The sequence below is a fragment of the Paracoccus shandongensis genome (genome assembly GCF_017315735.1).
Classification (GTDB): domain Bacteria; phylum Pseudomonadota; class Alphaproteobacteria; order Rhodobacterales; family Rhodobacteraceae; genus Paracoccus; species Paracoccus shandongensis.
Genome location: NZ_JAFLRK010000003.1, coordinates 106,354 through 118,355 on the forward strand (window position 1 = coordinate 106,354; position 12,002 = coordinate 118,355).

Sequence of the window (12,002 nt, forward strand, 5' to 3'; positions counted from 1 at the left end):
TGGCAATCTTTGGTTCTTGGCTTTAGTTCTTGGTCGTCTGTAAGGTGCTGCCGCCGATGACGGGCAGGGCGCTGATTTCAAAGGCGCGCCACTGCTGGACGGTGGCGCGGCGGTATTCGGCGGGGTTGGCGGCCATGTCGGCAAAGGCGGGCATGGGACCGGCGGCCAGGGCTTCCACGGGGGTCAGGCCCTGATGGGTGGCGGCCTCCATGCGGGCGGCGAAGGCGTCCAGATAGGCCAGCGTCTGCGCCACCGCCCGGCTGTCACGGTGAAAGGGGCCGTGGCCGGGGACCGTGCCGGTCACGGGCATTGCCCCAAGCCTGGACAGGGCCGCTCGCCAGGCCGCGATGTCGGCATCGGGAAAGCTGGGCGCGCGGTCCAGGAACAGCAGGTCGCCCGCGACCAGCGTGCCGGTCTGCCCGTCGATCAGCGCCAGGTCGGCGGCGGTGTGCCCCGACAGCGCCATCACCGTCAGGCCGCGCCCGCCGATGGTCAGCTCGCCCCCCGCCGTCACCGTCGCAGGCAGGGGCGCGGTGCCCTGCATCCACGACCCGAGGATCCGGTAAAGCCCGTCCGACAGCGCCTGCGCGCCGGCCTTCTGCGCGGCGATGGTGCCGGGCAGGGCATGGATCGGGCGGTCGGCAAAGGCCCCGTTGCCGAACCAGTGGTCGGGGTGGTGATGGGTGTTCAGCGCCGCCGCCACCCCGCCCAGCCGGTCGTCGGCAAATTCCCGCAGCGCTGCGCCGTGGCGCAGGGTGCCGCCGGTATCGACCACCACCGCGCCCGCATCCGTTTCCAGCATCACGACGTTGCAGATCGCCCCGCCATTGGTCCGCGCGATGCTGTCCTGCGCCCCTTCGATCAGCCAGACCCCATCCGCGACCTGCCGGGGGTCCAGCCGGTATTCCGGCGCGGCCATGGCGGGGACCGGCAGCAGCGCGGCGGCGGCGCCCAGCAGGGTCTGGCGGCGGGTGATCCTCATGCCGCGGCCGTCCCTGAAAAGCGAAACCCGCTGGTGTCGCGCGCGGCGATCACGACCGGCCCCCGGGCCAGATCGGGGGGCAGCAGGAAGGTCAGGACCGGGTTTTCCTCAAGCGGTTCGTGAATCTCCAGCCGGGCGATCTTTTCCCCGCGGGCATCCGTCAGGGTCAGGTCGGTCAGGTGATGGGCCGGGATGCCGTCGGCAAGGCCCGTGTCCATCGGGTGCCGGATCGCCACGCGCAGCCGCCCGGTGTCCGGCCACAGTCGGGCGCGCATCTCTCCGAACCCGTCCTGCCAGTCGGGGCGGGCGTGGGTCGCAGCCGGGGCCGAACAGCCGCCGCCCATGGCGTCGATGAAAGCCCCGCCCATGATCCATTCGCCCCCGGTCAGCGCGGAGGCCCGGATCGGTCCGGCGATCTCGTACTTCACCCCAAAGCCCAGCAGGGGCAGCGCGCGGCCCGGGTGAAACACCAGGGCCAGCGGAAAGGGGCTGTAGTCGATGGTCACGGCCAGGCGTTCCACCCCCGAAAGGCCGGTGGCATCCGCCAGGATCGGCACATGCCGCGCGTCCTCGGCATTGCCGGGGGCCAGCAGGCGCAGGCCGGGATCGCTGCGCCACCTGTCCGGCGCGCCCAGCAGGTCCGCGCGGTGCATGTCCCACATGCCGCCGTCCAGCGTCTCGGGGCGGGTCAGGCCGCCGCCGAAACCCGCAAGACCCGCCTCGCCCCCCGGCAGCCTGTGGCACAGGATCGCGGACACGGTCCCCGCCCCCCCGTCAGTTCCGCACGGCGGCGGACAGGGTTTCGATCGCCGCCTTCACATGGGGCGGGTTCGACGACAACTGCCAGGCGGCCTCGTCAAAGGGGGTGACGGCGCGCGGCGCCCCCGACAGGGTCTCGAAGCCCTCGCCAGCCGAGGCGACCTCGGGGGCCAGCGCGGTTGCGGCCGAATGATCCTCGGCCACGGCGGCGATCTTGTCGCGCAGCGCGGTCAGCTTGTCCTGCTGGGCGGCGATTTCCGTGTCATCGGCGCGGGTTTCGACATAGGTGCGGATGGCCCAGATCGCCTGCTGGTTCAGGATGCCTTCAAAGGGCGGCATCTTGACCGCGCCGTTCTGTTCGTATCCGTGCAGGATGCGGTCCAGGAACCATTCGTCGCCGAACTCATTGGCTTCCAGGTAACGCAGGTCGGGGGCCAGCCCGCCCGACACGGCCCCAAGCCCATGGCAGCGCGCGCAGTTGCTGTTGAAGCCCTTGGCCCCGACCTCGACCGCCTTGAACAGGATTTCGGGCGGGGCCTCGCGCCAGGGGTTCTCGGTCGCCATCTCGGCGGGCAGTTCGGGCAGTCCGGTGGTGTCCACCGCCTGGGGCACGGTGTCGCCATGGCCAAGCGCCGCCGCCGTCCCCAGGATAAGGCCGAAACCGGCCCAGATCGTTGCCTTGCGCATGTCCTGATCCTTTCTCGCAGTTGGCCACAGGATCGCGGCGGGGGCGGGGCTGCGGCAATTCTCCAATGGTCGGCCCCGGGGCAGGGGTCTTAGGGCGAAGGTCGAAGTGGTCGCAGACGGGACGCTGTGGAAAGCTGGAGCGATGAACATGCCGCGCCTGATCACGGCCGCGCTGATCGCGCTGATGCCGCCGCCCGCCGGGGCCGAAGGGGTCTTCGATGCCGCGACCGGGCTGCGCATCGCCGCCTATCGCGCGCCGGTGCCCGACAGCGTGCCGGGGGGCCGGGTGGTCGATGCGGCAACGGTCGCGGCGATGGCGGCGGATGGCGCGGTGCTGATCGACGCCATGGCAGCGCCGGGCCATTCCATCGCCGACGACGGGACATGGACCATTGCGGAACCGCACCGGACCATCCCCGGCGCCCGGTGGCTGCCGGAAATCGGGCGCGGTCGGCCCGATCCCCGGATCGCCGGGGGCCTGCGCGCATCGCTGAAAGGCTGCGCCCCGGACCGTTCCATCATCCTGTTCTGCAAGACCGACTGCTGGATGAGCTGGAACGCCGTCCAGCACGTCGCCGCCCTGGGCCGCCGCGACATCGGCTGGTATCCCGGCGGCGTGGACGACTGGGCCGATGGGGGCCGCGCCTTGCAGCCGGTGGAACCGCTGCCCTTGGGTGCCAGCCTGTGCCCCGTGGACGCGGCCCCCCACGCTGCCCTAGACTGACCGAAACCGCCAAGGGCATCCGCCATGACCCCCACCCCGCCCCGCCCCATCGCCTCGGTCCTGATCGTCGAGGATCACCCGCTGTTCTCGGACGCGCTGTCGATCACCCTGCAGATCGTGGGCGGGATCAGCAGCGTGCGCACCACCAGTTCCATCGGCGAATGCCTGCGGCAACTGGCCCTGGGCTCGCAGCCCGACGCGGTGTTCCTGGACCTGAACCTGCCCGATGCCGAAGGCCTGGATGGCCTGCTGAAGGTGCGCAAGGCCGCGCCCGACGCGGCGCTGCTGATCGTGTCGTCGCTGACAAGCCCCGCCATCGTGTCCGCCGCGATCGAGTTCGGCGCATCCGGCTATGTCCCCAAGCACAGCCAGCGGCAGGTGTTCCAGGACGCCCTGGCCCGCATCGCGCGGGGCGAGGTCTATCTGCCCGAGGGATTTGCCGCCGCCGATCCTTCTGCGGCCAAGCCCCTGGCCCTGACGCGGGACAGGCTGGACAGCCTGACCACGCAGCAGTCGCGCATCCTGGCGCTGATATCGGAAGGCAAGCTGAACAAGCAGATCGCCCATGACCTGGACATCGCGGAATCGACCGTCAAGGCCCATGTGACCGTCATCATGCGCAAGCTTGGCGTGCAGACCCGCACCCAGGCCGTGCTGGCCGCGCAGGCCGCGCGGTTTGACAGCCTTGCCGCGCGGTGACATCCTTTCCCCCGGGGAGAGGCGCGGACAGGCAGCATCATGGATGGAGGAGATCCGGCCGCCGTGGCGGCGGGGGCAGGCCGACAAGGCATTCTGAGGCGGGCCGAGGCATCCGCCGCGGATCCCGGCGCCGTCGCGCATCTGGCGGCAGGGTTGGGTCGGGGACTGGCGCTGGCGCTGCTGTTCGTGTCGCCCCGGGCGGATTTCGCGGCCACCATGCGCGCGGCCGGCCTGGCCTTCGGCGACACGCCGACCTTGGGCTGCACCACCGCAGGAGAGATCGCCGGCGGCTATGTCGAGGACCGGATCGTCGCCGTGGGCTTTCCCGCCCGCGACTTTGCGGCGGAAACGATCGCCATCGAGGATCTGGACCGCATCGACCCCGCCGCCCTGATCGACCGGATGATCCGGGCGCGCCAGGGGCTTGCAGCCAGCCATCCCGGGTTCGCCCATGAATTCGCCTATCTGCTGGTCGATGGCAGCACGCTGCGCGAGGACGCGCTGATGGCCGTGGTGGGCCACGGGCTTGGGCCGGTGCCGCTGTTCGGCGGATCGGCGGGCGACGGGACGCGGTTCGGGCAGACCTATGTGGCGCAGGGGCCGCAGGTGCGCACCAACGCGGCCTTTCTGACATTCGTGCGCACCCGCTGCCCGGTCAAGGTCTTCAGCTTCGACCACCTGGACGCGGGCGCCGGGCGGATGGTGGTCACCGGCGCCGATCCCGCGCAGCGCCGGGTGTGCGAGATCAACGCCGCCCCCGCCGCCACCGAATACGCGCGCCTGCTGGGCAAGCCCGCGGGGCAACTGGATCCCTTCACCTTTGCCGCCCATCCGCTGGTGGTGCGGGTGGGCGGGCGCCACCATGTCCGGTCGATCCAGCGGGTGGAAAACGGCACCGACCTGGTGTTCTTTTCCGCCATCGACGAAGGCGTGGTGCTGACGCTGGCCACGCCCCGCGACATCGCCGCCTCGCTGGAATCGAACCTGGCCGGGTTGGCGGCGGCGGGTCCGCCCGACAGCATCCTGGCCTGCGACTGCATCCTGCGCCGGATCGAGGCGCAGCAGAAACAGCAGACCCGCGCGGTGTCGCAGGTGCTGGCCCGCCACAACGTCACCGGCTTTTCCACCTATGGCGAACAGTTCGGGGCGATGCATGTCAACCTGACCATGACCGGGGTGGCCATCTATGCCCCCGAGGGCGACTGATGGACAACCTTGTCGATCCCGCCGAACCGCTGGATGTCCAGGTCGCCCGCCTGAAGAAGATCAGCCATGTCCTGATGCGGCGGGTCGAAACCCAGACCGACCGCGACGGCGCCGCCTATTCGCAGTTCGAACGCGCGGTGGTGCTGGAAGACCAGGTGCGCCGCCGCACCGGGGAACTGGAACGCGCGCTGCGCCTGCTGAACGAATCGAATGCCAGCCTGTCGGCCGCCAACCACCAGATCGAGGCCGCCCGCCGCGACCTGGCAAGCGCCATCGAGGCCGTGCAGGAAGGCTTCGCGCTGTTCGGCGTCGATGACGTGCTGCTGCTGTTCAACGGCCGTTTCTGCTGGCAGATGCCCGACGTGCGCGCGCAACTGCGCCCCGGCATGGGGTTCGCCGATTACATCCGCATCGTCAGCCTGTCGCCCACGCTGCAACTGCCCGCAGGCATCACGCCCGAGATCTGGGCCAGGTCGCGGATCCAGCGGCACCGGCGCGACCATGTGATCTTCAACCTGGCGCTGACCGACGACCGCTGGATGCAGGTGTCCGAACACCGCACGGCGAATTCCGGCACCGCCATCGTGCAGACCGACGTGACCGACCTGATGCGGGCCGAACGGGAACAGCGCGAACGGCTGCTGGACAACCAAAGCCGCATCATCCGCGCCACGCTGGACCACCTGGCGCAGGGCGTGGCGATCTTCGACGCGCAGGGCCTGCTGGCGGGATGGAACCGGCGGTTCCGCGTCCTGACCGGCCTGCCGCCGCAGGCCTTTACCCTGGGTACCCGGTTCCAGCGCATCACCGACCAGATGCAGCAGATGTTCCGCCTGGCCGATCCCGGTTCCGGCGCCCGCATCGCGGAATGGATGCAGGATCCGGCGATGCGCGGCGCGCTGTCCTTTGAACTGGCGCAGCGGGACGGCGCCCTGACCCTGGACGGCTTTGCCCAACGCCTGCCCGACGACGGCTTCGTGCTGTCCCTGACCGATGTCACCGCCGAACGCGACGCCCTGCGCCGCCTGGCCCGCGCGAACGAGGAGCTGGAGGCCCGCGTCGCCGCCCGCACCGATGAGCTGCGCGATGCGCTGGCCCGTGCGGAACGGTCCAATGCGTCGAAATCCCGCTTTGTCGCGGCGGCCAGCCACGACCTGCTGCAACCCTTGTCGGCGGCCAAGCTGTATCTGTCCGCCGCCGATGCGGCAGGCACCAACACCAATGTCCAGAAGGCGGGCGAGGCGCTGACCAATGTCGAACGCATCATCGAGGCGCTTCTGGACATCTCTCGCCTGGAAACCCAGGAGGAACAGCTTGCCCAGGGCGACCTGGCGCTGAACGGCATCCTGGCCTCGCTGGCGTCCAGCTTCGCGCCGGTGGCGGCGGCCAAGGGGTTGCGGTTCCGGGTGCGCCCGACCGGCGCCCATGTCATCAGCGACGGGCTTTATCTGCAACGGATCGTGCAGAACCTGATTTCCAACGCCATCCGCTATACCGACCGGGGCGGCGTCCTTGTCGGCGCGCGCCGCCGGGGCGACACGGTCCGAATCGAGGTCTGGGACAGCGGTCCCGGCATCCGCGACGAGGATCGCGCGGTGATCTTTCAGGAATTCCGCCGCCTGCACCGCCGCGCCTCGGCATCCGAGGGGATGGGGCTTGGCCTGGCCATCGTGGAACGCGCCTGCGCCCGGCTGGGGCATGGGCTTGAACTGCTGTCGCGCCCGGGCCGGGGCAGCGTCTTCCGCGTGACCGTGCCCCTGGCCGCGGCGGGATCGGGGGCGGGCAAGGACAGCGGCGATCCACGGCATCTGTCCTCGCTTGCCGGGGCGGGGCTGCTGGTGCTGGTGGTCGATAACGACCACGAACTGCGCCGGGCCCTGGTGGCGCTGCTGGAAGGCTGGGGCATCACGGTTCTGGACGCCGGAGGCCCCGAAGACGCCATCGCCCTGATCGACGAGATGGACTTCGTTCCCGACGCGATGCTGATCGACTATCAGTTGGACAACGACGTGGACGGGCTGGATCTGGTGGCGATGCTGCGCAAGCGGTTCGGCTGGCGGCCCGCGCGCATCATCTCGGCCGACCGCTCGCCCACGCTGCGGGAACGCTGCGCCCGGATGGGGCTTCACCCGATGCCCAAACCCCTGGACACCGAGGCGCTGTATCATTTCCTCTCCAATGTGAACCCCGCGATCGCATGACAGGCGGTGGAATAATTCGCCCCGCCCCAGGTTCGGCAAGACCTGAGCCTTGGGGGAAAACGATGCAGGACGACGACCAGAACCGGCAAGCCGAAGGACGTGCCGATGCCGGAAATCCGGCGCAGGCCGGGAACCGGCCGGGCACGCTGTCTGGCGGGCAGGATGACCCCGGCCTGACTGAACTGCCCGCCGAAATGGTGTCCGGGGACACGGGCCACGTCGACGGCCGCATCATCGGCGAGGGCGGAACGGCCGGCGGGCTTGACGAGGCGGAGGAAGCCCTGGCCTCGGACGTTCCCGACGCCCGCGAAGGGCGCTGAGGCCGCCGGACCGCGCGGCAGGGGCTTGCCTGCCCGCCTGCCTTACGGCCTGGCATAGCCCAAGGTGCGCACTTCCAAGTCAAAGGCATTGGGATCCTCGCGGAAGAACAGCCCGCCTTCGCGCTCGGAATTGCCGGGAACGTAGTCGAACGTGGCCTGGCTTTCGGCGACCGTCTGCCCGTCCCGGGTCAGCGTCCCCTCGATCTGGACCGCCGCGGCGGTGGCGGGGGAATGGTTCAGGGCCGCGACCTCGACCACCCAGCCGTCGCCCGCGGGCAGGATCCGCCGGACGCGCAGCTCGACTGCGGGAAGTTCCTGCCCGGTGCTGGTCCAGGCCTGCCAGCCGATGAAGCCCAGCATCGCCACCGTCAGCACCAGCCCCACCCCCGCCGAAATCCATTCGAGGACCGGCGTCCCGCCATCCTGCGCCTTGCCCTGGTTCATGTGTCCCGCCTCATACCACCAGCCGCGCCAAGGCCGCGCCAAGCGCCGCCGGAAAGCCCAGGACCGCCGTCATCATGGCGATCTGCGCCGGCCCCGCGCCATCAAGCCGCCCGAATGTCCACAGCACATACAGGCTGACCAGAACCGCGATCCCGTAACCCGCGATGCTGTAGCTGAAGAAGGTGCGCCACACGCTGCCATGGCCGGGCAGCTTTTCCTGCCCGGAAAACTCCAGCGAATAGACAAAGGCGTGCAGCATCACGACCGAGACCAGCACCAGCGCCAGCCCGTGCCACGGCGTCATCAGGAACGAGATCAGGATCATCTCCTCGGTCGGGGCCACGCTGAAGGCCAGCAGCAGCGCCCCCGCCACCATCAGGAACAGCTGGCCCGCATAGCCCCCCTTGTCCTTCTTGTCGTCCTCATCCTCGCTGTCGCCAAGCTGGCCGCGCGCGGCCATGGCGCCGATGCTGGCGGGCACGGCCTGGACGGCGATCTTTCCCAGAATCTCGTCCATCGCCATCTCGCCGGTGACGATGCCCAGCAGGGTGAGCAACGCGGCGCTGGCGACGATCCCCACGCCATAGGCCGCAAAGGCGTCCAGCGCATCCTCCTTGAGGCTGAAGGTGTCGCGGAAGCCCGCGAAGCAGGACAGCCCGAACAGGATCGCCAGGTTCAGGGCCAGGAAGATGAAAAGGCGCAGGGGATCCATGTAGAAGCCCAGCCACCACATCTCCATGGTCATCACCAGCGGAAAGGCGAAGATCACCGCGCCGCCAAAGGCGCGCATCAGGTCGACGGCATATTCCCGGTTGGAGGGCGCCTGTTGCCCCCCGTCAGATCGCGCGGTCAATTCGTCTGCTTCTCCGGCCAGGGGGACTGCTGCCAAACGGCGGCACACTGGCACGTTCCCCGGGGTGCCGCAAGCAGGGGGACCAGCCCGGCCCCCGTCAGAACCCCAGCCGTTCCGTCACGCGCATGTCCCGGTCCAGCAGCAGCATCTCGGCCCGGGTGCCGGGGCGGATCGCGCCGTAATCGCCCGCCCGCCCGATCAGCGCGGCGGGAATGGCCGACGCCATGCGCAGCGCGCGCGCCTCAGAGATGCCGAGCGTGCGCACCAGCCGGGCCACGGCGTCGGGCAGGGTCAGGTCCGCGCCTGCCAGCGTGCCGTCGGCCAGCGTCAGCCGGCCGTCCCGGCGCAGGACCTGCCTGCCGTGCAGGGTCATTTCCGTCAGGTCGGTGCCCGCGAAGGCCATGCAGTCGGTGACAAGGAAGATCCCCTCGGGCCGCGCGGCCAGGGCCAGCGCCATCGCCGCCGGATGCACATGCACCCCGTCCGCGATCAGCCCTGCGGCGCAGGTTCCCGTCAGCACCGCGCCCACCAGGCCGGGGCTGCGGTGGCCAAGCTGGCTCATGGCGTTGAACAGATGGGTGGCGCATCGCGCCCCCGCGCGGAAGGCCGCCAGCGCCGTGTCGTATGGGCAATCACTGTGGCCCAGGCTGACGATGGCGCCCGCTTGCGACAGGGCGTGGATCTGTTCGGACGTGGCGGCTTCGGGGGCCAGCGTCACCATCAGCGCGGGCAGGTCGCGCGCGGCGCGGCACAGGCGGTCCAGATCGGCGGCATCCATCGGGCGGATCAGGGCAGGGTCATGGGCGCCCTTGCGGCGCGGGTCCAGGTGCGGGCCTTCCAGGTGCAGGCCCAGGAAGCCCGGTACCCCGGCCCGCGCCGCAGCCACGCCCGCCGCGATCACCCGGGCGGTCGCTTCGGGCGTGTCGGTGATCAGCGTGGGCAGCACCCCGGCGCTGCCCAGGGCGCGATGGGCGGCGCAGACCCGTTCCAGGTCCGCAACGCCCGTTTCGCCCGACACCAGCACCCCGCCGCCGCCATTCACCTGAAGGTCCAGAAAGGCGGGCACCAGCGTGCCGTCCAGCGCGCGAACGGGCGGCGGGGCCTGGTCCAGCGGCAGCAGGGCCGTCACGCGCACGCCTTCCACCACGACCGCGTGGCCGGTCAGGAAGCGTTCGCCGTCGAAGATCCGCGTGGCGGTCAGGACATTCCCCATGGCCCTAGACCGTTTCCGTGACCTTGCGCAGATGCGGCGGCACGTCGGGGTCAAAGCCCCGCGCCCGGGCCAGCCCCTCGACGCAGGCATAGAAGGACACCGCCAGCACCAGGGGCGCGACGACCGGGTGCAGGCCGGGGACCGAGGGCAGCGTTTCCGCGCCGGGCGCCACGGCCCCGGTCAGGAACACATCGGCCCCCTGCGCGGCCAGGCGTTCGGCTGTGGCGACCAGCTGGGGCAGGGCGGCGTCCGCCACGCCCAGGGCCAGCACCGGGAAACCGGACTGCACGATGGCCGCGGGCCCGTGCAGGACCTCGGCCCCGCTGAAGGCTTCGGCGTGAAGGCCGCAGGTTTCCTTAAGCTTCAGCGCGGCTTCCCCGGCGATGGCCAGGGCCGGGCCGCGCCCCAGGACATAGGCCGAATCGGCCCCCGCCAGGCACGCAGCCAGGGGCGACCAGTCGCAATCCAGCGCCCGGGCAAAGGCGTCGGGCAGGCCGTCCACCGCCCGGCGCAGCGCCGCGTCTTCCCGCCATTCGGCCAGCAGCGCCAGCCCGGCCAGCACGCTGGCGACAAAGGTCTTGGTGGCGGCCACGCTGCGTTCGACCCCCGCCAGCAAGGGCAGGGGATGGGCCGCGCCTTCGGCCAGCGGGCTGTCCGGCGCATTGGTGATGGCCACCGTCAGCGCGCCGCCTTCGCCCGCCGCGCGGATCATCTCGACGATGTCGGGGCTGCGGCCCGATTGCGAGATGCCGATGCAGGCCGCCTGCGCCAGATGCAGCGGGCGGCGATAGATCGAGGCGATGGACGGCCCCAGAGAGGCCACGGGGATGCCCTGTTCCAGCTCGATCGCGTATTTCAGATAGGCGGCGGCATGGTCGGACGACCCCCGCGCCACCGTCGTCACCACCACGGGGCCCCGGTCGCGCAGCGCCGCCGCCGCTGTGCGCAGGGCGTCGCGGCTGCCGTCCAGGAAGCGGCGCGCGGCGTCGGGAATTTCGGCGATCTCGCGCGCCATGTGGCTTTGGCTTTGGCCTTGGGTCATTCGGGCCTCCTGTCAGGCTGGGCTGCCGATTTCAGTTCCACGGCGAAGTCATAGGCGTCGCCGCGATAAAGCGATCTGGTGAATTCGATCACCTGCCCCGAGGGGAGGTAGGAAATGCGTTCTATCCGCAGGCCCGCCACGCCGGGCGCGACCTGCAGAAGGCCCGCGTCCCCGGGGCCGAGGTTGGTGGCCGAGATGCGCTGCACGGCCCGCACCGGGCGCAGGCCCCGCGCATCCAGCACGTCGTAAAGCGAACGTTCGACCGCCTCGGGGCGGGGGAGGACATGCTGGGACAGGGACGCGCGTTCGATCGCCAGCGGCACCCCGTCGGACAGGCGCACCCGTTCCAGCCGCGCCACCCGGTCGGCGGAACCAAGGCCCAGGGCCATCACCTCCTCGGGGGTGGGGGCGAAAAGGCCGCGTCCGATCCAGCGGCTTTCGACCGAACGGCCGCGCCGGGCCATGTCCTCGGTGAACGAGGTCAGAAGCGACAGCGCCTGTTCCAGCCGTTCCACCTTGCGCGCGACAAAGGTGCCCGACCCCTGCCGCTGCACCAGCTGCCCCGAGGCCACCAGTTCCTGCACCGCGCGCCGCACCGTCACGCGCGACAGGCCGGTCATGCTGGCCATCTCTCGTTCCGGGGGCAGGCTGTCGCCGGGGGCAAGCCGACCCGAGGCGATGGCATCCGCGATGCGGCGCTGGAACTGCAGATACAGCGGGCCGTGGCCCGTGGCCTCGAAACCGGCGGGGCTGAAGGGGTCGCCGCTCATGCCGGGCCCCACCGTCCCGGGGCAGGCAGGGTGGCGGGGCGCGGGACGTATCCCGATCCATCCGCCGGCCTCCTGCCGTTCCCGCCAATGCCCCGATCACGC

The 12,002-nt window shown here is 70.6% G+C and carries 13 protein-coding genes; 5 read left to right on the top strand and 8 right to left on the bottom strand.

The window, feature by feature from the left end:
* Positions 1-22: 22 nt before the first annotated feature.
* Genes JX613_RS04155 through pedF form a run of 3 tightly spaced genes read right to left on the bottom strand, consistent with a single transcriptional unit; the run spans position 23 to position 2,428 of the window.
* Positions 23-982: a quinoprotein relay system zinc metallohydrolase 1 gene (locus tag JX613_RS04155; protein WP_207100203.1), complete on the bottom strand. Its 960-nt coding sequence runs from the start codon at positions 980-982 to the stop codon at positions 23-25.
* Positions 979-1,740, bottom strand: a complete 762-nt coding sequence (locus tag JX613_RS04160) for a quinoprotein dehydrogenase-associated SoxYZ-like carrier (protein ID WP_207100204.1) — start codon at positions 1,738-1,740, stop codon at positions 979-981. The genes JX613_RS04155 and JX613_RS04160 overlap by 4 nt, the downstream gene beginning before the upstream one ends.
* A gap of 16 nt (positions 1,741-1,756) precedes the next feature.
* Positions 1,757-2,428, bottom strand: a complete 672-nt coding sequence (gene pedF / locus JX613_RS04165; protein ID WP_207100205.1) for a cytochrome c-550 PedF — start codon at positions 2,426-2,428, stop codon at positions 1,757-1,759.
* Positions 2,429-2,576: 148 nt separating this feature from the next.
* On the opposite strand from pedF, the gene JX613_RS04170 reads away from it, so the two are divergent.
* The 5 genes from JX613_RS04170 (at position 2,577) to JX613_RS04190 (ending at position 7,578) form a co-directional block, all read left to right on the top strand.
* Positions 2,577-3,152 (top strand): rhodanese-like domain-containing protein, encoded by a 576-nt coding sequence (locus JX613_RS04170; protein WP_207100206.1) that lies wholly within the window; start codon positions 2,577-2,579, stop codon positions 3,150-3,152.
* A 24-nt stretch (positions 3,153-3,176) separates the two neighbouring features.
* Complete coding sequence (locus JX613_RS04175) at positions 3,177-3,851, top strand: LuxR C-terminal-related transcriptional regulator (RefSeq protein WP_207100207.1); 675 nt, start codon at positions 3,177-3,179, stop codon at positions 3,849-3,851.
* 39 nt (positions 3,852-3,890) lie between these two features.
* The gene (locus tag JX613_RS04180; RefSeq protein ID WP_207100208.1) at positions 3,891-5,057 is read left to right on the top strand and encodes an FIST N-terminal domain-containing protein; all 1,167 of its coding nucleotides are present in this window, start codon (positions 3,891-3,893) and stop codon (positions 5,055-5,057) included.
* Positions 5,057-7,258 (top strand): hybrid sensor histidine kinase/response regulator, encoded by a 2,202-nt coding sequence (locus JX613_RS04185; RefSeq protein ID WP_237168345.1) that lies wholly within the window; start codon positions 5,057-5,059, stop codon positions 7,256-7,258. Before JX613_RS04180 ends, JX613_RS04185 begins: the two co-directional genes overlap by 1 nt.
* A gap of 62 nt (positions 7,259-7,320) precedes the next feature.
* Entirely contained in the window at positions 7,321-7,578 is a 258-nt protein-coding gene (locus JX613_RS04190; protein WP_207100209.1) for a hypothetical protein, read from the top strand.
* A 42-nt stretch (positions 7,579-7,620) separates the two neighbouring features.
* Here JX613_RS04190 and JX613_RS04195 read toward each other — a convergent pair whose 3' ends face one another.
* The 5 genes from JX613_RS04195 to JX613_RS04215 form a co-directional block, all read right to left on the bottom strand.
* Positions 7,621-8,022 (bottom strand): hypothetical protein, encoded by a 402-nt coding sequence (locus JX613_RS04195; protein ID WP_207100210.1) that lies wholly within the window; start codon positions 8,020-8,022, stop codon positions 7,621-7,623.
* A 10-nt stretch (positions 8,023-8,032) separates the two neighbouring features.
* Positions 8,033-8,875, bottom strand: coding sequence for a TIGR02587 family membrane protein (locus JX613_RS04200; protein WP_207100211.1), 843 nt, complete (start codon positions 8,873-8,875; stop codon positions 8,033-8,035).
* A gap of 97 nt (positions 8,876-8,972) precedes the next feature.
* Positions 8,973-10,088, bottom strand: coding sequence for an N-acetylglucosamine-6-phosphate deacetylase (gene nagA, locus JX613_RS04205; RefSeq protein ID WP_207100212.1), 1,116 nt, complete (start codon positions 10,086-10,088; stop codon positions 8,973-8,975).
* A gap of 4 nt (positions 10,089-10,092) precedes the next feature.
* Positions 10,093-11,130, bottom strand: a complete 1,038-nt coding sequence (locus tag JX613_RS04210; RefSeq protein ID WP_207100213.1) for an SIS domain-containing protein — start codon at positions 11,128-11,130, stop codon at positions 10,093-10,095.
* The gene (locus tag JX613_RS04215) at positions 11,127-11,900 is read right to left on the bottom strand and encodes a GntR family transcriptional regulator (RefSeq protein WP_207100214.1); all 774 of its coding nucleotides are present in this window, start codon (positions 11,898-11,900) and stop codon (positions 11,127-11,129) included. The genes JX613_RS04210 and JX613_RS04215 overlap by 4 nt, the downstream gene beginning before the upstream one ends.
* Between the last annotated feature and the right edge of the window lie 102 nt (positions 11,901-12,002).